At 57.0% G+C, this 20064-nt stretch carries 20 protein-coding genes and 1 pseudogene; 9 read left to right on the forward strand and 12 right to left on the reverse strand.

The window, feature by feature from the left end:
- Positions 1 to 3: 3 nt before the first annotated feature.
- On the reverse strand, positions 4 to 1173 hold the full coding sequence (locus AAHB66_RS12005) for a pyridoxal phosphate-dependent aminotransferase (RefSeq protein WP_347113026.1): 1170 nt from the start codon (positions 1171 to 1173) through the stop codon (positions 4 to 6).
- A 109-nt stretch (positions 1174 to 1282) separates the two neighbouring features.
- On the opposite strand from AAHB66_RS12005, the gene AAHB66_RS12010 reads away from it, so the two are divergent.
- Positions 1283 to 2125 (forward strand): LysR family transcriptional regulator, encoded by an 843-nt coding sequence (locus tag AAHB66_RS12010; protein ID WP_347113027.1) that lies wholly within the window; start codon positions 1283 to 1285, stop codon positions 2123 to 2125.
- Here the strand turns inward: AAHB66_RS12010 and AAHB66_RS12015 are convergent.
- Positions 2112 to 3620, reverse strand: coding sequence for a carboxylesterase/lipase family protein (locus AAHB66_RS12015; RefSeq protein ID WP_347113028.1), 1509 nt, complete (start codon positions 3618 to 3620; stop codon positions 2112 to 2114). The genes AAHB66_RS12010 and AAHB66_RS12015 overlap by 14 nt on opposite strands.
- A gap of 42 nt (positions 3621 to 3662) precedes the next feature.
- Complete coding sequence (locus tag AAHB66_RS12020) at positions 3663 to 5006, reverse strand: VOC family protein (RefSeq protein WP_347113029.1); 1344 nt, start codon at positions 5004 to 5006, stop codon at positions 3663 to 3665.
- 274 nt (positions 5007 to 5280) lie between these two features.
- Between AAHB66_RS12020 and AAHB66_RS12025 the strand changes: the two genes are divergently transcribed.
- Positions 5281 to 6204 carry a LysR substrate-binding domain-containing protein gene (locus AAHB66_RS12025; protein ID WP_347113030.1) on the forward strand — a complete coding sequence of 308 codons (924 nt, stop codon included), beginning with the start codon at positions 5281 to 5283 and terminating at the stop codon, positions 6202 to 6204.
- Positions 6205 to 6485: 281 nt separating this feature from the next.
- Positions 6486 to 8864: a glucose/quinate/shikimate family membrane-bound PQQ-dependent dehydrogenase gene (locus AAHB66_RS12030; RefSeq protein WP_347113032.1), complete on the forward strand. Its 2379-nt coding sequence runs from the start codon at positions 6486 to 6488 to the stop codon at positions 8862 to 8864.
- 42 nt (positions 8865 to 8906) lie between these two features.
- Here the strand turns inward: AAHB66_RS12030 and AAHB66_RS12035 are convergent, their stop codons facing one another.
- The 9 genes from AAHB66_RS12035 to AAHB66_RS12075 all read right to left on the reverse strand — a co-directional run bounded on the left by AAHB66_RS12035 (position 8907) and on the right by AAHB66_RS12075 (position 15406).
- On the reverse strand, positions 8907 to 9359 hold the full coding sequence (locus AAHB66_RS12035) for an energy transducer TonB (RefSeq protein WP_347113033.1): 453 nt from the start codon (positions 9357 to 9359) through the stop codon (positions 8907 to 8909).
- Between the two features lie 154 nt (positions 9360 to 9513).
- The gene (locus AAHB66_RS12040; protein ID WP_347113035.1) at positions 9514 to 11208 is read right to left on the reverse strand and encodes a methyl-accepting chemotaxis protein; all 1695 of its coding nucleotides are present in this window, start codon (positions 11206 to 11208) and stop codon (positions 9514 to 9516) included.
- 175 nt (positions 11209 to 11383) lie between these two features.
- Positions 11384 to 12502 carry an S-(hydroxymethyl)glutathione dehydrogenase/class III alcohol dehydrogenase gene (locus AAHB66_RS12045; protein WP_347113036.1) on the reverse strand — a complete coding sequence of 373 codons (1119 nt, stop codon included), beginning with the start codon at positions 12500 to 12502 and terminating at the stop codon, positions 11384 to 11386.
- Positions 12503 to 12531: 29 nt separating this feature from the next.
- The gene (locus AAHB66_RS12050; protein WP_032610935.1) at positions 12532 to 12807 is read right to left on the reverse strand and encodes a metal/formaldehyde-sensitive transcriptional repressor; all 276 of its coding nucleotides are present in this window, start codon (positions 12805 to 12807) and stop codon (positions 12532 to 12534) included.
- A 158-nt stretch (positions 12808 to 12965) separates the two neighbouring features.
- Positions 12966 to 13244, reverse strand: coding sequence for a biofilm development regulator YmgB/AriR family protein (locus AAHB66_RS12055; protein ID WP_347113037.1), 279 nt, complete (start codon positions 13242 to 13244; stop codon positions 12966 to 12968).
- Positions 13245 to 13260: 16 nt separating this feature from the next.
- Positions 13261 to 13560: a hypothetical protein gene (locus tag AAHB66_RS12060; RefSeq protein ID WP_347113039.1), complete on the reverse strand. Its 300-nt coding sequence runs from the start codon at positions 13558 to 13560 to the stop codon at positions 13261 to 13263.
- A 44-nt stretch (positions 13561 to 13604) separates the two neighbouring features.
- Positions 13605 to 13844, reverse strand: a complete 240-nt coding sequence (gene ycgZ, locus AAHB66_RS12065; RefSeq protein ID WP_347113040.1) for a regulatory protein YcgZ — start codon at positions 13842 to 13844, stop codon at positions 13605 to 13607.
- A gap of 265 nt (positions 13845 to 14109) precedes the next feature.
- A complete protein-coding gene (locus AAHB66_RS12070) occupies positions 14110 to 14388 on the reverse strand; it encodes a BBE domain-containing protein (RefSeq protein WP_347116466.1) in 279 nt (92 codons plus the stop codon).
- Between the two features lie 52 nt (positions 14389 to 14440).
- Positions 14441 to 15406, reverse strand: coding sequence for an FAD-dependent oxidoreductase (locus tag AAHB66_RS12075; RefSeq protein WP_347113041.1), 966 nt, complete (start codon positions 15404 to 15406; stop codon positions 14441 to 14443).
- A 253-nt stretch (positions 15407 to 15659) separates the two neighbouring features.
- Here AAHB66_RS12075 and AAHB66_RS12080 point away from each other — a divergent pair, with 253 nt between their 5' ends.
- The 6 genes and pseudogenes from AAHB66_RS12080 to AAHB66_RS12105 all read left to right on the forward strand — a co-directional run bounded on the left by AAHB66_RS12080 (position 15660) and on the right by AAHB66_RS12105 (position 20023).
- Positions 15660 to 15857, forward strand: a complete 198-nt coding sequence (locus AAHB66_RS12080; RefSeq protein WP_142489601.1) for a hypothetical protein — start codon at positions 15660 to 15662, stop codon at positions 15855 to 15857.
- A gap of 1 nt (position 15858) precedes the next feature.
- On the forward strand, positions 15859 to 16629 hold the full coding sequence (locus AAHB66_RS12085; protein WP_347113043.1) for a hypothetical protein: 771 nt from the start codon (positions 15859 to 15861) through the stop codon (positions 16627 to 16629).
- A 162-nt stretch (positions 16630 to 16791) separates the two neighbouring features.
- Positions 16792 to 17775: a DUF1852 domain-containing protein gene (locus tag AAHB66_RS12090; protein WP_347116467.1), complete on the forward strand. Its 984-nt coding sequence runs from the start codon at positions 16792 to 16794 to the stop codon at positions 17773 to 17775.
- 27 nt (positions 17776 to 17802) lie between these two features.
- A pseudogene (locus tag AAHB66_RS12095) lies at positions 17803 to 18826 on the forward strand (methionine synthase).
- A 228-nt stretch (positions 18827 to 19054) separates the two neighbouring features.
- Positions 19055 to 19246, forward strand: coding sequence for a DapH/DapD/GlmU-related protein (locus AAHB66_RS12100; RefSeq protein WP_347116468.1), 192 nt, complete (start codon positions 19055 to 19057; stop codon positions 19244 to 19246).
- A gap of 204 nt (positions 19247 to 19450) precedes the next feature.
- Positions 19451 to 20023, forward strand: coding sequence for a DUF1349 domain-containing protein (locus AAHB66_RS12105; protein ID WP_347113045.1), 573 nt, complete (start codon positions 19451 to 19453; stop codon positions 20021 to 20023).
- Positions 20024 to 20064: the final 41 nt, after the last annotated feature.

Raw genomic sequence — 20064 nt, forward strand, 5'->3', positions numbered from 1 at the left:
TCCTTAGCGTGGTGTTACCCGACACAGGGCCTGCGCACCTGCCCGTAATGTTGCCTCATCTTTCGCAAAAGAGAGACGGATTAATTTGTTATCTGTCCCGTCTGTATAAAACGCCGAAAGCGGGATGGTGGCAACGCCGTAGTCAACGATCAGCCGTTTCACCATCTCGCTGTCGCGCTCGTCGCTGAGGTGGCTGTAATCGGCCAGCAGGAAGAACGAGCCTGCACTCGGCAGCAGGCGGAACGGCGACTCTGCCAGCAGGTTGACCAGCAGATCGCGTTTGCGCTGGTAAAACGCCGCCAGCGACAGCCAGGTTTGCGGATCGGCCATGTGCTCGGCAAAAGCGTACTGCATAGGAGTATCGGCAGAAAACATTAAAAACTGATGGATCTTGCAGATCTCGTCCATCAATTCCGCCGGGGCCACGCAGTAGCCGACGCGCCAGCCGGTGACGTGGTAGGTTTTGCCAAATGACGAGACGATTACGCTGCGCTCCGCCAGCCCGGGATGGGTCGCCATGCCGTGATGCGGCACGTCGTCAAACACCACGTGTTCGTACACTTCGTCAGAGAGAATAATGATATCGGTGTTGCGGGTAATGGCCGCCAGCTGCTCCAGATCGTCGGCAGAGAAGACCTGCCCGCTCGGGTTATGCGGCGTGTTGATGATGATCATCCGCGTGCGCGAGCTAATGGCAGCGCGAACTTCATCCCAGTTCACCGCGAAATCCGGTACCGTCAGCTTGATGGCCACCGGCGTCGCGCCCTGCAGACGCACAATAGGCGCATAGCTGTCGAACGAGGGTTCAAAGTAGATCACCTCATCGCCAGGATGCACCAGCCCGCTGATGGCCGAATAGAGCCCTTCGCTGGCGCTGGCGGTGATCAGCACTTCGCTGGCGGGATCGTATTGGGTGCCATACAGCGAGGCGATTTTATCGGCGATACGTTCTTTCAGCGGTGCCAGCCCGGTCATCGACGCGTACTGGTTGTGACCCGCCTGCATCGCCCGGTGTACGCCGGCAATCAGCGCCGGATCGCAGCCGAAGTTCGGCGCGCCCTGAGAAAGGTTGATGGCATTGTGTTCAGCGGAGAGCTGGCCGATAACGGTAAAAATGGTGGTGCCAACGTCCGGCAGTTTGGAACGGGGTTGTATCGGAGTACGCAGCGTCATCGGAAAATCCTCTGGTAGAGATGCATAACTATTCAACCCGAACGCTATTGTGGCGACAATCGAATTGTTGTCATAATAGCCATGACAAAAAATCATACCTGGAGGTTCCGTGTCGCGTCGTTCATTCCCGCTTACCGCCGTTGAGGCCTTTATCGTCACCGCGCGGCATCTGAACCTGACCCATGCCGCCAGAGAGCTGTGCCTGACCCAGGGGGCGGTGAGCCGCAAGATCGCCGCCCTCGAAAGCTGGTTCGGCTTTCCGCTGTTTGAACGCCACGCCCGCGGGCTCCGGCTCTCCTCCCAGGGCAGCGCCCTGCTGCCGGATCTGCGCGCCTCATGGGAACACTTTCTGACGGTGGCAGATCAGGCCCGCGCCCAGCAAACCGTGGTGCGCCTTAAAGTTCCTACCTGCGCCATGCGCTGGCTGGTGCCGAGGCTGCTGCAGGTGGAGCGGGAACAGCCCGAGCTGCAGATTGCCCTGACCGCCACCAACGAGCACAGCGTCAATTTCAAAACCGAATCCTATGACGCCGCTATCGTGTTTGGCACCCAGCTCAGCGCCGGGGATCTGCTGTTCGAGGAGGCGTTAACCCCGGTGCTGAGTCCCCTGCGCGAAGGTTCTGCGGTGGAGTCGCTTACCTTCCTGCACCCGACCCGGGATAAGACCGACTGGTCGCTGTGGCTGGAAAAACAGACCGCGCAGCCGCCTGTCATGCACAAAAATCAACACTTCGACACCATGGATCTTGCGATCACCGCCGCCATTCAGGGGCTCGGGGTGGCCATTGCCGACGAGACGCTGGTGGCGGAAGATATCCGCGCCGGGCGGCTGGTGCGGCCTTATGCCAGCAGCGTCAGGACCGGCGCCAGCTACCGACTGGTGCTGCGGGAGTCGCGCGGCAAAGCGGCCGGGCTGGCCGCCTTTCGCGAATGTCTGCTCAATCCAGGCTGACGTGATGCTTCATCACCCGTTTAAACAGCGCCATGCGGGCGCGCATAAAGCGGTTTTCAAGCTTAAATCCCGCATGTTTATTCACTCCAATGCGTAACAGTACGTCCCGCCCGTGGTGACAGGCAGGCCAGCGCGTCGGGCCATCAAGGATGTCGCACTGCCGGCTGGCATGGCGGGCGAAGTTGACCCAGTAATCGGCAACCTGGGCGGAGAAGGCCAGGTCGTTATCATTCACGTAGCGCCGGGCGGGCTCGGCCAGAGTGAGCGTATCAAACACGTACGGCACCTCGTTGCCATGCCAGGCCCCGTTAACGTAGGTGGCGTGCTCGGCTTCGGCCACGTAGTCGAACCAGTAGCGCCAGCACGGCTGCCCTACCCGCCGCTGGGCCTGCATCACCACAAACCCCAGGGTGGTGAAGGCCATATCCCGGCACACCTGGCGCCCTAACTCGGCATCGTCTTTGATGCCGGGATAGAGCAGCTTGATTAACCCCAGCCCCAGCCTCCGCTCCCGACGTAGCTTCTGGATCTGCCCCGCGAGATCGATACCAAACACCGCCATCACGCTGGCTTCGTCGCTGTTGGAGCCCACCATGATCGGCACCGGATGGTGGCGGGCGGCGAAAAAGACCTCCAGCATCGGCTCCGGCAGGACGCAATCCCCATTGATCGGCGCGGGGGCGACGTTCAGCGGGGCCGTCAGCGGCCAGAGTGCCTCGGGCGGGATCGCCCGCAGCTGCTCCGCGGTGGCGTCCTGCAGCCCAAAGTGGGCCGCCAGCGCCTCGCCTTTTTTAAGCGCCTGCTCCCGGGGCGTATCCGGCAGAGTGTACCCGCTCTGGATAATCGCCTTATGAAACAGCCCCTTTGCCAGCGGCGAGGCCAGCAGTGACAGTACGCTGCGCGCCCCGGCAGATTCACCAAACAGGGTGATATTGTTCGGGTCGCCGCCAACCTGCGCGATATTGTCACGCACCCACTCCAGGGCGGCGATCTGATCGAGCAGAGCAAAGTTATGCACGACCCGCTCTTCTTCTCCTGCCAGCGCCGGATGGGCAAAAAAGCCCAGATGGCCCAGCCGGTAGTTCAGCGTCACCAGGATCGCCCCGCGCTGTGCCAGCGCCTTTCCGTCATAGGGCGGCAACCCGCCTGCGCCGATGGTAAAGCCGCCGCCGTGCAGCCAGACCATCACCGGCAGCGGCGTCGGGCGCTGAACCGGAGACCAGACGTTGAGGTAGAGGCAATCTTCCGAAAAACGCCCCGGATCGCCCCCACCCAGCTGCTGGCAGTACTCGCTGCTCTGCCAGCTCGACGGCGAAAAGGCATTGGCCTGCCGCACGCCCTGCCAGCGCTCAACCGGCTGCGGTGAACGCCAGCGCAGCGGGCCCACCGGCGGCGCGGCGTAGGGAATGGCGCGCCAGACCTGCACATCGCCATCCGTGATGCCGGACAGTGCTCCCTGGCGCGTCGTTATTATCGGGAATGCGTCGTTATCCATACTGACCTTCAGTTGCAATCACATCCCCGCAGAGTACCGTTTTCAGAGCAAACCGCAACGCCGCTTGCTGCGCTCTTCCGCCTCCCGGTAGAGGGTGAACTCATCCAGCACCGGACAGCCCAGCGCCGCTTCAAAGGCATCGCGGCTGGCGTTGCCGTGGGTGCGGGCCTGGGTCTCGTTGCCGAGGTTCGACTGGAAGATCCCGGCAGCGCTCACCGGGAGAAAATCTTCATAGGTGATGGGCTGGGCCACCACCCAGCCGCGCTCAATCAGCGGCTGCGGATCGTCGCCAGGGCCAAAGGAGTGACGGTGTGACTCCCCGGCCGGGGTCAGGCGGTAGCGGAACCACGCCAGCCCCTGACGGCGCAGGAAGATGTCGCTGTCGGGAAACGCCTGGAACACCTCCTGCAGGTGCAGCTGGTGAGTCAGGTTGTCCTTACCCGTTCCGGCTTCATTAAGCAGGCGATCGTAAAGCTCGCGCCCTTTCGGCGTTAATGCCACCCCGCGCTGCTCGATCTCGCCGAAGCGTGCGGTGTGGGTGCCGCGCTGCTCGCCCGCAAACAGAACCGGCTCTTCCAGCGCTTTGAAGCTGGTCTGGCGCAGCAGGAGCGGCATCTCCCGACGCGGCGGCCCTTCAATCACCATCTTCGGCTCAATGCCGTACTCCGGCATCAGGGACTGCACCCGGTCGATATCCAGGGTGCGCGGCGTCAGGTGGTTGATGTGACAACCCGGGAAGCAGACCACGTCGGCAATCAGCCGGTGTTCGTTGTGCAGCGCCTGGTAGGTCTCATGATCGACCGTGGCATGGCGATGCCAGCGGAAGGTCTCCAGCGCCTCCCGGACAAACTCCTCGGCCTGCGCCGGGGTGAACGCCCCTTCCGCTTCGTGCAGAGCGATCAGCTCCAGACAGCGGGGGGTGAAGATATTACGCCGGGCAAGGATCGCCGCCGCCTTTTCCCGCAGGGGAACGTTATCAATCAGATCCAGGCGCAGCAGCGAGGTGAAGATGCGAAACGGGTTGCGGCACAGGGCGGCATCGTCAACCGGGCGAAACGCGGTGGAGTGGACCGGCACCCCGGCCTGGGAGAGGTCGTAATAGCTGACCGGGAACATCCCCATAATGGCGAACATCCGCCGCAGGGTAGCCAGTTCCAGGGCCGTGCCGACACGGATCGCCCCATGGCGTTCGAGGTTAAGGCGAGCCAGTTCATCCGCGTTGGCCAGTTGTTCATGCAGCTTCGGGTTATTTTCCAGTACCGCCAGATTCACATCCGCGACCAGCTCCAGCAGCGTCCCGTATTGCGGAACTTCCTGCTGATACATTGCCGACATCGCCTGTGAAAACTGCTCCCGAATATCATCAGCCGTGATGTTGTTCGCCATGATGTAATGCCTCCAGTGAATATTACCTGGAGTGTAGAGAAGGCCATTGAGGCCGTCTGGAAGAATTTACGAATTGTGATCCAGGTGGAGAGGTGCTCATTTCCTGACTAGCGGCGAATTAAAGCGATTCAGGCACCTGCACAACACTTTTCGGGCAGATCCAAAAAATGCTTGTTACTCAATTAGATTGAATGTTAATAATAATTTGCTAGCAGGTTATCAAAATTAAACAACTTTACTTGTCACTTCGCTATCTCTGTTTTTAACATCGCCTATGGAAAAAAATGGTTTGTTTAGTCAGCGCATTCGTCTGCGCCATCTGCACACTTTTGTGGCCGTCGCTCAACAGGGAACGCTGGGGCGCGCGGCTGAAACTCTCAATCTGAGCCAGCCTGCGCTCTCAAAAACGCTAAACGAGCTGGAGCAGCTGACCGGTACCCGCCTGTTCGACCGTGGACGACTGGGTGCACAACTCACCCTGGTGGGCGAGCAATTCCTGACCCACGCGGTCAAAGTTCTCGATGCGCTTAATACCGCGGGCCAGTCCCTGACGCGGCGCAACGACGTGCCGGGCGATGTGGTCCGCATTGGTGCGCTTCCTACCGCGGCGCTGGGCATTCTGCCTGCGGTCATTGGCCAGTTCCACAAGCAGCAGCGCAACATCACCCTGCAGGTCGCCACCATGAATAACACCATGTTGCTGGCGGGGCTGAAGTCCGGGGAGCTGGATATTGGGATCGGCAGAATGTCGGACCCGGAGCTGATGAGCGGCCTCAACTATGAGCTGCTGTTCCTCGAATCCCTGAAGCTGGTGGTGCGCCCGCGTCATCCGATCCTGAATGATACCGTGACCCTCAGTCGGGTGATGGAGTGGCCGGTGGTGGTCTCACCGAAAGGCACCGTTCCGCGCCAGACGGCGGAAACGCTGCTGCAAACCCAGGGGTGCAAACTGCCGTCGGGCTGTATCGAAACCCTGTCGGCTTCCCTGTCGCGCCAGCTGACGGTGGATTATGACTATGTCTGGTTTGTCCCCTCCGGTGCGGTGAAAGAAGACCTGCGTCAGGGCTCGCTGGTGGCACTGCCGGTGACGACCTCCAGCCCCGGCGAACCGATTGGGGTATTAACCCGCGTTGAAGCCCCGCTCTCCACCGCCACCCAGACACTGCTCAGCGCGATCCGTAAATCCATGCCGGTGTGATCACACTTCCTCTATGCCCGTCTTGATGACGGGCTTTTTTGTTTCCGTTACTCAAATAATGCGAAATCATTCATTAACAATTGCGCTAAACAATTTAACAGATTTATCATACCCGCCGAATTCACCAAATGGTTCATTCGAATAACGCAGCGGTGAATTCTCTGGCGCTATAACGGCGTCATTTCCGACTTTTTCATCAAGGATCTTTTCTTCTGTTACCCATTTGGTTCAGGCCTGACTCTGCCTGTCCAGTGAAGACAAGATTATTTCAGGAGACAGAAATGGCTATAGGTAATTCGCTACGTGGGTTCCCCCGGATCCTGCTGTGGCTGCTGGTTGGTCTGATGACGCTCATCGGGCTGGCCGTCGGTGGGCTGGGCTTTAAGCTCGCCACCGTAGGGGGAAGCTGGTACTTCCTGATCATGGGCGTGGTGATGCTCATCTCCGCGTTCCTCATTGCGCGTCACCGCACCAGCGGCATCATCCTCTACGCGGTGGCGTTTATCGCCTCGGCGATCTGGGCCGTGAGCGATGCGGGCTGGGATTTCTGGCCGCTGTTCTCACGCCTGTTCACCTTTGCGGTGCTGGCATTCCTCGCCGCCATCGTGTGGCCGTTCCTGCGCGGTGCGGGTCAGCCGGTTAACAAAGCCCCGGCGTTTGGTATTGCCGCCGTCCTGGCGGTGGTGATGCTGGTGAGCGTCGGCTGGATGTTTAAGCCGCAAACGCTGGTTGCCGCTAACGAATCCGTCCCGGTTAAACCGGTCGCCGAAGGCCAGCAGCAGAAGAACTGGGAGCACTGGGGTAACACCACCCACGGCGACCGTTTTGCCGCTCTCGATCAGATTAACAAGCAGAACGTGAACGATCTGAAGGTGGCCTGGGTTGCCCATACCGGCGATATTCCGCAGAGCAACGGCTCCGGCGCGGAAGATCAGAACACTCCGCTGCAGATTGGCGACACGCTGTATGTCTGCACTCCGTACAGCAAGGTGCTGGCGCTGGACGTGGACTCCGGGAAAGAGAAGTGGCGTTATGATTCGAAAGCCACTGCGCCAAACTGGCAGCGCTGCCGCGGTCTGGGCTACTTCGAAGACACTAACAATGTGACAACGTCACCGACAGAAACACAGCCTGCCGCCTGCGCGCGCCGTCTGTTCCTGCCGACCACTGACGCTCGTCTGATCGCCCTTAACGCCGATAACGGCAAGCTGTGCGAAGACTTTGGCGACCACGGCGTGGTTGACCTGAGCGTCGGCATGGGCGAAGTGAAACCTGGCTACTATCAGCAGACCTCCACCCCGCTGGTGGCAGGTAACGTCGTCGTGGTAGGCGGTCGCGTGGCAGATAACTTCTCCACCGGTGAACCGCCGGGCGTGGTACGTGCCTATGACGTACGCACCGGGAAACTGGCCTGGGCCTGGGATCCGGGCAACCCGAACCTGACCGGCCTGCCGCCGGAAGGCCAGACCTACACCCGCGGGACGCCGAACGTCTGGTCAGCGATGTCCTATGACGCGAAGCTGAACCTGATCTACCTCCCGACCGGTAACGCCACCCCGGACTTCTGGGCCGGTGAACGTACCGAACTGGACGATAAATACAGCTCCTCGATTGTGGCGGTGGATGCCGCGACCGGTCAGGTACGCTGGCATTACCAGACCACCCACCACGATCTGTGGGACTTCGACCTGCCTTCTCAGCCGCTGCTGTACGATCTGCCGGATGATAAAGGCGGTACCACTCCGGTACTGGTGCAGACCAGCAAGCAGGGCATGATCTTTATGCTCAACCGCGAAACCGGCGAGCCGGTCGCGAAAGTGGAAGAGCGTCCGGTGCCTGCCGGGAATGTCGAAGGCGAGCGTTACTCTCCTACCCAGCCTTACTCGGTCGGTATGCCGATGATTGGCAACCAGACCCTGACCGAATCGGACATGTGGGGCGCGACACCGGTTGACCTGCTGCTGTGCCGCATTCAGTTTAAAGAGATGCGCCACCAGGGCGTCTTTACCCCGCCGGGTCTGGATCGCTCCCTGCAGTTCCCGGGCGCGCTGGGTGGGATGAACTGGGGCAGCGTCTCGGTTGACCCGAACAACAGCCTGATGTTCGTTAACGATATGCGTCTGGGACTGGCGAACTATATGGTGCCGCGCGCCAATGTGGCTAAAAACGCCAGCGGGATTGAGATGGGGATCGTGCCGATGGACGGTACGCCGTTCGGCGCGATGCGCGAGCGTTTCCTGTCGCCGCTGGGTATTCCCTGCCAGAAACCGCCGTTCGGCACCATGTCTGCCGTGGATCTGAAATCCGGCAAACTGGTGTGGCAGGTACCTGTGGGCACCGTGGAAGATACCGGCCCGCTGGGGATCCGCATGCATATGCCAATCCCAATCGGCATGCCGACCCTGGGCGCGTCGCTCTCCACCCAGTCCGGCCTGCTGTTCTTCGCCGGTACTCAGGACTTCTACCTGCGCGCGTTCGATACCGCCAACGGGAAAGAGATCTGGAAAGACCGTCTGCCGGTGGGCAGCCAGTCCGGGCCGATGACCTACGTGTCACCGAAAACCGGGAAGCAGTACATCATCATCAATGCGGGTGGCGCACGTCAGTCACCGGATCGCGGGGATTACATCATCGCGTACGCCTTGCCTGATAAGAAGTAATGCTCCAGCCGGCCACCTCGTGTGGCCGGTTTTTTTTTATCTTTATGGCGTGCCTGACAAGGAATTCTGCATCCAGGTCGCCGTTTTACCGCCCTGGTAATTGATTACCCAACTCTGCCTGACGCCGGCTGGCCAACAGCTGCGCATTACCGCTCGTTTCGTCTCTTCGAAGAAAGGTTTATCCCCTGCCGCCTCGTAGTCCGCCGCCCGCCCGTTGAGCTTGACGTTAAACGAGACCGTCACCCTGCCGGAGTAATTCTGCGCCGCCGCCTGCTCGGGATAACGCGGCTGTACGCGGTAAACGTCGCCTTCGCAGTCTGCCTGCCCGCTCTCCGCGGTCGACGTGCTGCCGCCGACCGGAAACGACAAGCCGACCCCCACGCCGCCGCTGCCACCGCCCCCGCCTATGCCCACACCGCCGACCCCCACGCTGCCGCCGGAAGCACAGCCAGCCAGTAACCCTGCGGCGCATACCACCTGCATCAATTGTTTCATGACCCTGTTCCTCTTCAGCCCTTACAACCAGCATAGCGGGGAATAAAAAAAGGGTTCATGTCGAAACATGAACCCTTATTGCCCGGCGGCGCTTTGCTTGCACGGGCCTACGGTTTTGTAGGCCGGGTAAGCGCAGCGCCACCCGGCAGGGAAATCAGAAGGTTTCCCAGTTATCACCATCAACAACCGCCGGACGCAGCGGTGCGGCAGGCGCGGTCGGGGCAGCTTTGTTGCTGCTGCTGCGCGTCTGGGTCATACCGTGCAGACGGAAGGTGCCGACCGCTTCGGTCAGACGGGCAGCCTGATCTTCCAGCGAGGCCGCCGCCGCGGAGGCTTCTTCCACCAGCGAGGCGTTCTGCTGGGTCACTTTATCCATCTCCGAGATCGCCTGGCTCACCTGCACAATGCCACGGCTTTGCTCGTCGGAGGCGGCGGCGATCTCCAGCATGATGTCGGTAACGCGTTTCACCGCTTCCACGATCTCGCTCATGGTATTACCGGCCGCAACCACTTCGCCGGAGCCCTGGTCAATGAGCGACACAGATTCGTTGATCAGCCCTTCGATTTCTTTCGCGGCGTTGGCGCTGCGGCTGGCCAGGGTACGGACTTCGCTGGCGACCACGGCAAATCCACGGCCCTGCTCACCGGCACGGGCGGCTTCCACCGCGGCGTTCAGCGCCAGGATGTTGGTCTGGAAGGCGATGCTGTTGATCACCGCGGTGATCTCAGAAATTTTCTTCGAGCTGCTGGAGATATTACCCATGGTTTTCACTACGCCGGAGACCATCTGGCCGCCACGGCTGGCTTTACCGGAGGCGTCTTCCGCCAGTTTGCTGGCGTGATGGGCGTTATCGGCGTTCTGCTTCACGGTGGCGGTCAGCTGTTCCATGCTGGCAGCCGTCTGCTCAATGGCGGCAGCCTGCTGTTCGGTACGTGATGAGAGGTCGGTGTTACCGGCGGAGATTTCGCTGGTGCCGCGATAGATCTCTTCCACGCCCTGGCGCACGGTGCCAACGGTACCCACCAGCGAACGCTGCATAGTTTGCAGATCGTGGGTCAGACGGCCAATTTCGCTGCGCCCGGTCAGGTCTTCGGCCAGAGTCAGGTCGCCTTTGGCGATATGGGCGATACGATTCGCCGCGCGCTGCAGCGGGTTAATCACCGTGCGACGCAGCACGATAAAGGTGATGACCGTCAGGACCAGCGCCAGACCAAAGGCACCGATCATAAACATCAGCCCCATCTGGGTGCGGGTATGCGCCTGCTCGGTGAGCATATTGGCGCGGTCGGTACGGATCTTGATCGCCTTCAGCAATACTTCGTTGTAGGCGTCATCCAGCGGACGCGCGTTTTCATTTTCGTGGTTGATGATGGCTTCGAACATGCCGTTTTTGGCATATTTCAGCATCGGCTTCATGCCATCAATGTAGGCCTGGTAGCTGGATTTCAGCTCGCCATCCAGCGCTTCATCCGCCGGAGTACGAACGTTACGGTTCATATAAATGGCGAAGCTGTCCTGCGACTGTTTGATCCGCTGTTCGGCTTCCGCGATGTTCTTTTTCATCGCGTCCATCTCGGCAATACGGCTGGCGGCACCCGCGTGGATCATGTTGATACGCGCCGTGCGCAGGTGGTTGGAACTGTTTGATAACCCGGTACGCACCTGAATTTCAGCGGTCACATCCTGCAGATCTGTATCCGCCTGCAACAGAAAATAGCCTGCCAGCCCGGCGCTCAGGGCAAACAGCAAAATAATACCACCCAAAATCGAGGAGATAAGCGGGAGCAGCCTGATGTGATGCAGGAAGCCCAGCTTATGTTGCGCCCGAACTGTTGTTGTTTTGTCCATAGCCGTTGACTCTCTCATAGGTAAGATGCGTGGAAACACGCCTGTAAAATAGTCATCGGCACTACACTGGATTTGATTACGGCTAAAATCGCAACACTGGTCACACTTTCGTAATGATTTTCAACGAAATGGCGTCCCGCTGCCCATAAAGGCGCAGCGGGAGAGAGAGGGTCTGTTAGTTATCGCCGAAATGGATAACGGTGCGGATGGATTTCCCTTCGTGCATCAGATCGAAGGCGTCATTGATCTGCTCCAGCGGCAGGCGGTGAGTGATGAACGGATCGAGCTGAATTTTGCCCGCCATCGCATCTTCTACCATGCCCGGCAGCTGGGTACGGCCTTTGACGCCGCCAAAGGCGGAACCACGCCAGACGCGACCGGTGACCAGCTGGAACGGACGGGTTTTGATCTCCTGCCCGGCCCCGGCTACGCCGATGATGACGCTTTCGCCCCAGCCCTTGTGGCAGCACTCCAGCGCCGCGCGCATCACGTTGACGTTACCAATACATTCGAAGCTGAAGTCCACGCCGCCGTCGGTGAGTTCAACAATCACGTCCTGCACCGGCTTGTCGTAGTCGTTCGGGTTGATGAAATCGGTCGCGCCCATCTCACCGGCCAGTTTGAATTTTTCCGGGTTGGTGTCCACCGCCAGAATGCGTCCGGCTTTCGCCTGCACCGCACCTTGGATCACCGCCAGACCGATCCCGCCCAGACCGAACACCGCTACGGTATCGCCCTCTTTCACTTTGGCGGTGTTGTGTACTGCGCCAATCCCGGTGGTGACGCCACAGCCCAGCAGACAGACCTTATCCAGCGGGGCCTGTGGGTTGACTTTCGCCAGTGAGATTTCGGCGCAAACGGTGTATTCGCTGAAGGTGCTGGTGCCCATGTAGTGATAGATCGGCTCGCCGTTGTAGGAAAAACGGGTGGTGCCGTCCGGCATCAGGCCTTTGCCCTGCGTGGCGCGAACCGCCTGGCAGAGGTTGGTTTTGCCGGATTTACAGAACTTACACTCGCGGCACTCTGCGGTGTACAGCGGGATGACGTGATCGCCCGGCTGCAGGCTGGTCACGCCCTCACCGACTTCCACCACCACGCCGCCGCCTTCATGGCCGAGCACCGCCGGGAAAACGCCTTCCGGATCGTCACCCGACAGGGTGAATGCATCGGTGTGGCACACGCCGGTATGGGTGATTTTGACCAGCACTTCACCTTTCTTTGGCGGTGCCACATCAATTTCAACAATTTTCAGCGGCTGGCCTGGGCCAAATGCAACAGCAGCACGTGATTTCATCTTGCTTTCCTTTTAGTGATGTCAGGTTTTTATTTTAGATAAGAGCGCAGCAAATGACCGACTTCTGCCATTCTCACGGCCCGCTGATCGGCGGTGGTCTCGCCCGTCACCAGCTCATCTTTGAGGTGAATCTCAACCATCTCGCCCATCAGCCCGTTAGCCGCCCCGCGCACCGCGGCGATCTGCTGCAGGATGGCGAGACAGGGTTCGCCGGATTCGAGCGCCCGCTCCAGGGCATCGACCTGCCCGCGAATGCGGCGCACGCGCGTCAGGACACGTTTTTTATCTTCAGGTGAATGTGGCATGGGAGAGGCCTCTTGATACTGTAGGGGGGGTATACTATTTTATTTTACAGAGGCCTGTAAACGACAATGTTTATGGGGTTGTTACTGGAGGGAGGTTTGATGACACTTCAGGACAGGTCACTGCCCTTGTTAAGGGCAGTTTGCGCGAACATTAATACTTAAATATCATCCCGCGTAAAACCAACAACAATTTCTAGCGTATTTCTTATCACATCGGCAGCCTCTTGATCCGATGTTTGTTCAAGCGCATAAATTAACTGCAGAATAATTTGTTTATTACTTAAATTATCGCCACTGAGCATAATACATCTTATTGCTGAGCCTAATATGGCCGACTCAACACTCAAGTTACCTCCTGCAGAACGGAAGTACGTCGCCAGCGCCTGATCCTGGAGTGCATTGAAATGCTGTGTGTACTGAGAGATATTGGGTTTCATATCATTCACTCAAAGATTAATGTTTTTTATCGTATTTATGCTGCGTCGTGTTCACCATAAGATGGTGCATGCTGTTGATATGACAATTTTTTCTGACGTCTGAATGCATGCCTCCGCTGGATTTAACCTTTTGCTCAACCTCTGCGACCGCCGACGACAGCGCGCTTCGTCTTTCAACATCACGTTCTGTACTGGCCATAATTTTCAGTTTAACGGCAAGAGACTTAAAATTTATTGGACCGTTGTCTTTCAAAATTAATAAAACAGCCTCACCAATAAGATCGTCTTTTAGCTTTTCACATCTCGTTCTATGCATAACTTTTCTCACATTGCTGTTGAGCTAAAGCAGCGCGTGATTTGTTATCGTTCAAAAAAAAGGCTTATTAGCTCGTTATAGTGCGCTATTTCTGCTTCATCTTCCGTCTGTTCCACCCGCCGTAATAACTTTGTACAGATAGCCAGTCGGCTCAGATGACGTCCTTCACTCAGTATCTCACCCACAATTAAACCCAGCGTCTCCTGCTGGCTACGCATACTAGCTTTATTAAAGTAGGCGGTAATTGCCTGAGCTGAACTTTGGCGCGAACTGTTCCCTCGCATGGGTGCTCCGTGTTGATATTAAGGGGTTAAACAGATGCTAAAAAAATATACTAATATGTGATAGTTGTACACTCTGATTGTACAGGTTTATGGATTTTTAAACGCCCGGCTAAGTAATTCCTAAAAATAACGTTTTTTAACAGAGACTTGAAATGAAAATATATTTTCGGGTCATGCCAGAGTAGAAAACTCTTGCCGAATTGCGCCTGACGTTTAGCCGCCGCAGTCTGTAACGACATACTGTTATCAGGCGCAACCCCGAGCCTTATACCGGCTTAATATTCTGATTCATCCGGAACAGATTTGTCGGGTCGTACTTGCTCTTCAGCTCCACCAGCCGGTTCCAGGTCGCCCCATACGCGAAGGCGATGCGGTCGGTCTCCTCCTGGGTGAGGAAGTTGATATAGGCCCCGCTGCTGGCAAAGGGCTGTGATCTGGCGAAGAACTCCCGCGCCCAGGCGATGCAGCGCTCATCCTCGGCGGCGGTTTCCCAGCGGCCGTGCACGTTCATCACGTAATTCGCATCCCGGCTGGAGTAGGCCATGGCCTCGGGCGCGACGCGGGTCGTCTGGCCGCCAATCGTCCCGATGAATATTTCACAGTGCGGGGACGGCAGCCTGGCCGCGTATTCGATGATGGCTTCGATCACGCCGTCGCTGATTTGCGCAAAGTTGTGCGACTTCCAGTAGTTGCGCGCCCCTTTCGCCAGCAGCGGATCGAAGGCCTGCTGCCAGGCCGTATAAGGTTGCACGCCGACGTGCTCGCCCAGCACCGTGCCGAACTCGCGTAGCGGCGCGATAAGCCTTTCCCCCCTCTTCCGGGTCGCCCACATAGCACAGAGCCAGCGCGATCATCTCTCTGCCGTGAACCTCTGCGGGCAGGAACGGCAGCGGCGGCGCCTTGCGCGTCACCATCCAGACGTTGAGCTCCTCCGGCATGGTCTCGGTGAAGCGGGCAAACTGCGAGATCACCGATTTGGCCTGCTCAAACGGGAAGACGATGAGCCCGCTCAGCACGTTCGGCCCGACGGGATGGAGCTGGAAGTCAAAGCGCGTCACCACCCCAAAATTGCCGCCGCCGCCCCGCAGCCCCCAGAAGAGGTCCGCGTTTTCCGATTCACTGGCGTTCAGCTGCTGGCCGTCTGCGGTAATAACTTCGGCAGAGAGCAGATTGTCGATGGTCATGCCGTATTTACGACTCAGCCAGCCGAACCCGCCGCCGAGCGTCAGGCCCGCCACCCCGGTGGTTGAATTGATGCCCAGCGGCGTGGCGAGGCCATGAGCCTGCACCACCTGATCAAAGTCGCCCAGCGTACAGCCGGGCCCGACGCTGGCCGTGCGGGTAGTCAGATCCACCTGCACGTCTTTCATCAGGGAGAGGTCGATCATCAGACCGTCGTCGCAGACGGCGTTGCCGGCGATGTTATGCCCGCCCCCGCGGATCGATATAAGGAGATTTTGCGTGCGGCCAAACTGGATGGCGCGAATAACATCTTCCGTGGACGTGCAGCGTGCGATTAACGCGGGTTTGCGGTCGATCATGGCGTTCCAGATTTGGCGCACCTCGTCGTATCCGGCATCGTCCGGAAGAAGCACTTCCCCCCTGGAAGTGCGTTTTAAATTCGTCGATATTGACCTTCATGATTGTCACCTGGCGTTGTTTAACCCTACTAATTATGGTGGGTTTTGCGCGCCGTAGCAGGTTAATTCGCCCTCCTCTGTGTGCCCCTAAGCGAAACATTTTCAGCATAACCTTAAGGCAGCACCTGCGCGGATCGGCCAGACTTAACCTTTTTGTTTATAAGGATGCCATGCGATGAGACGTCTGGTTATGTCGATCTTCTCCAGCCCGGAGTCGTTGCTGCAGGTGATGAGCCAGCAAGAAATTATTGAAGCCGTCGAGGACGGGGACCGCATTATTATCGATCAGGATGGTAACGCTTCGGTCAATTACAAAAGCAAAGAGGTGCGACAGGACTTTCTGCGCCATGTTAACGCGCTGAAGAGGGCCTGATATGGGAACGGCGATATTTATGGTGCTGATGGTGAGCGGATACTGGTACACCAGCCGCGACCTCTCCACCCGGTTTAAAATTAAGCGCTCCTTCGGCTGGGATGTCTATTTTCTGGTGGCGCTGTACGGCTGTATCTTCGTACTGCAGGGCGTGATCGCCACCGGCCTGCTCTGGCTGGTGCTGCTCGGGTGCTCTTATGCGGCCAATACGTTCCACTTAACCGCCCAGGACAATGCCAACTGGCAAGTGGATTTTATGAACTGGAGCTTTCTGGGCATCCAGGCACCGGTGGTGGTGATGCTGGCCTTTGCGATCCTGTTTTGCCTCTATCGCTCTAACTGGGCGGGCAGCGCCCGGCTGGACGGTGAAGGCCGGAAACAGCTTTATAAGCGCCTGTCGCAATCCAGCGGTATTGAACAGCTGCTGTATCAGTGTATGGAGGAAGGCGAGCTGGCGCTGGTGACGCTTAAGTCGCGACGTATTTACGTCGGCATGATCCATACTGCGACCCTCGAATATGAAAAGACCGCCAATATCGTGCTGATCCCGATGCTCAGCGGCTATCGCGACGGTACGACGCTCAACCTGTGCATTGAGCATAACTACAGCAAGTGGTATGCCGACCATGACATCACTCTCGATTCGCAGCCGAGAAGCGCGATGGCCTTTCGAAAAGTGATTATGCTGGATCAAATTGAAAGTCTTTCACTCTTCGATCCGGCCAGCGCCAGCGCGCTGGATCTGGAGCAGCGTGCGGAGAAAATTGGCTGATCGGTTCGCCGATCATGAAGATGGCTCATGTTGTAGTGAAATTTAGTCGCTTTCACTCGCTCAGGGGCTCTGGCATAAAAGATGCATTAACGTATCAGCAACATAAAAACTGAAATTAACGAGTTTCAGTTTTTATGCCAGAGCTCAGGAAGTGAGATGACGATGAATAAAGACTTCACCTTTACGATCAAACGCAGTCGTTTCGATGAGAATTATAACCCTTCGGAAAACACGCGTATTACCACTAACTTTGCCAATCTGGCCCGCGGCGATAATCGCCAGCAGAACCTGCGTAATACGTTAGTCATGATCGACAACCGATTCAACGCCTTAGCCCACTGGGATAACCCCAAAGGCGATCGTTATACCGTTCAGCTGGATATTATCTCTGTCGAGATGAATATTGATGCGGAAGATAGCCGCTTCACCTTCCCGGCCATTGAAATATTGAAAACCAACATTATTGATAAACATACCAACGAGCGCATTGAAGGTATTGTCGGGAATAACTTCTCTTCTTACGTGCGGGATTATGATTTCAGCGTATTGCTGCCGGATCACAATAAACATCAGGCGGAGTTCAGCATTCCGCAGGATTTTGGCGCGTTACACGGCAATATCTTCAAACATTTTGTGAACTCTGAAGAGTACCAGCAGAACTTCAGCAAGCCGCCGGTGATCTGCCTCAGCGTCTCCAATAAAAATGTCTATCAGCGCATCGGGAATGAACATCCGGTATTAGGCATCGAATACCAGCAGCAGGGTTCGTCGCTGACCGAAACCTACTTCAAAAAAATGGGGCTGCAGGTTCGCTACTTTATGCCGCCAAACAGCGCCGCGCCGCTGGCGTTCTTTTTCATCGGCGATTTACTGAGCGACTACAGCTTTATTGAGCTGATCGGCACCATCAGTACGATGGAGACGTTCCAGAAAATTTATCGTCCCGAGATTTACAACGCGAATTCGGTCGCCGGGCAGCAGTATCAACCCAGCCTGACCAACCAGGATCACTCCCTGACCAAAATTGTTTACGATCGCGAAGAACGTAGCCAGTTAGCGATTGAGCAGGGAAAGTTTACTGAGAAACACTTCATCAAACCGTACAAGAATATTCTTGAGCAATGGTCTGCTCAGTACGCGCGTTGATTAATTAAAAATATAAGGTCACCTGTTATGAAAACATTGCTCCCCACCTCCACGGCCGGCAGCTTGCCTAAACCGTCCTGGCTCGCGCAACCTGAGACCCTGTGGTCCCCCCTGGAAGCTGGAAAATGAGGAATTACTTGCCGGTAAGCAGGATGCGCTGCGTTTATCCCTCGACGATCAGCTGCGGGCGGGCATTGATATCGTCAGCGATGGTGAGCAAACGCGTCAGCATTTCGTCACCACCTTTATCGAGCACCTCAGCGGCGTCGATTTTGAGAAACGCGAAGTCGTTAAAATCCGTAATCGCTATGATGCCAGCGTGCCGACCGTGGTGGGCGCCGTTGCCCGCCAGAAGCCGGTGTTTGTAGATGATGCTAAATATCTCCGTCAGCTCACCACCCAGCCGATCAAATGGGCGCTGCCGGGCCCGATGACGATGATCGACACCCTCTATGACAACCACTATAAGAGCCGCGAAAAGCTGGCCTGGGAGTTCGCCAAAATCCTCAACCAGGAAGCCAGAGAGTTAGAGGCGGCGGGTGTGGATATTATCCAGTTTGATGAACCTGCCTTTAACGTGTTCTTCGATGAGGTGAATGACTGGGGCATTGCCGCCTTAGAGCGCGCCATCGAAGGGCTGAAATGCGAAACGGCGGTGCATATCTGCTACGGCTATGGCATCAAAGCCAATACCGACTGGAAAAAAACGCTGGGCTCGGAGTGGCGGCAATATGAAGAGGCGTTCCCTAAACTGCAGACCTCGAATATCGATATCATCTCGCTGGAGTGCCATAACTCCCGCGTGCCGATGGATCTGCTGGAGCTGATCCGCGGTAAAAAAGTGATGGTAGGCGCCATCGACGTGGCAACCAACGCCATCGAGACGCCGGAAGAAGTGGCCAATACCTTACGCAAAGCGCTGCAGTTCGTTGATGCCGACAAGCTCTACCCTTCGACCAACTGTGGGATGGCACCATTATCCCGTCAGGTTGCCAACGGCAAGCTCAATGCCTTAAGCGCCGGAGCGGAGATTATTCGTAGAGAGCTGTAAGGTTTAGTTCGAGCGTAGGCCGGGCAAGCGAAGCGCGCCCGGCTTTTCCTTTCTGTGCCGCCGTCACTCCTGCCATCTTATCCCATCCTTACATTCCATTTCGTCACGACTGACTGTATTACCTGAACAGACAATTGTTCGATGCGCTTCTCAGGTCTACCCTTGAAGTTCTATTCTCATGCCGTCTGTCCGACTTTCTTCATCAGAACGGAACTCTCAGAGGAAACCATGTCATCAGAAAAACGATCAGCAAGCATAAGCGTACAACCTCTGGTTACCCTCGGCGACCGCGTCTGGGTTGGAGGTAAATCGGTAATTCTTCCGGGAGTAAAGATTGGCAATGATGTTGTTATTGCCGCAGGTAGCGTCGTGACCGGTGATATTCCTGACAGGGTTATAGCCGGTGGGGTACCCGCCTGAGCGTTAAAACATATTTAATCTTCCATAATAATTTTGGCACTCAGGGAACCGGTTACGGTAGATATTATCAAGCCGGGACGGAGAGCGCTGCGGGGCATGGGGAGTCAGGTAAACTGTTGAATCCGTTAAACTGCTTAACAGCTATACTGATTTAATTCTGAGCCGCATTCGTTGCGGTCAGCCATAACCATTTTTGGAACCGTTATGTTTAAATCGTTCGCCTGGATAAATGAGCCTGCAAAGTGGCAATGCCAGAAAGGCACTCTACAGGTCACCACCGATGACAAAACGGATTTCTGGCGCGAAACCTGGTACGGGTTTGAACGCTTTTCCGGTCATGTTTTTGCCACTGAGGTTGAGGGAGATTTTACTTTCCAGCTCAAGATCTGCGCAGACTTTACCACGCTGTATGATCAAGCCGGACTGATGATGATATGTGATGAACAGCACTGGTTAAAAGCGGGGATTGAATATAACGACGGCGCGCCCGCGATTGGCAGCGTGCTGACACTCGGCCATTCCGACTGGGCTACAGGCATTTTTCCCGGCGATGCGCGAGCGTTCTGGCTGAGGCTCACGCGTAAAGGAGACAGCCTGAGACTACAGTATTCAACAGAGGGACAGACGTGGCCTTTAATACGCCTGAGCTATTTTCCGCCGGGTCCGGTCAAGATCGGTACAATGTGTTGTAGTCCGGAGCGGGCTGGTCTGGATGTCGTGTTTCAGGACATCCTTTTAACGCCGCCGCTGGATAAGGCACTGCATGATTTGAGCTAATGTCACAAAGCCATCAATAAAAGGAGAGTACGTCGCCTGTC

It is taken from the genome of Leclercia sp. S52, from assembly GCF_039727615.1.
In the GTDB taxonomy this organism is placed as follows: Bacteria; Pseudomonadota; Gammaproteobacteria; order Enterobacterales; family Enterobacteriaceae; genus Enterobacter; species Enterobacter adecarboxylatus_B.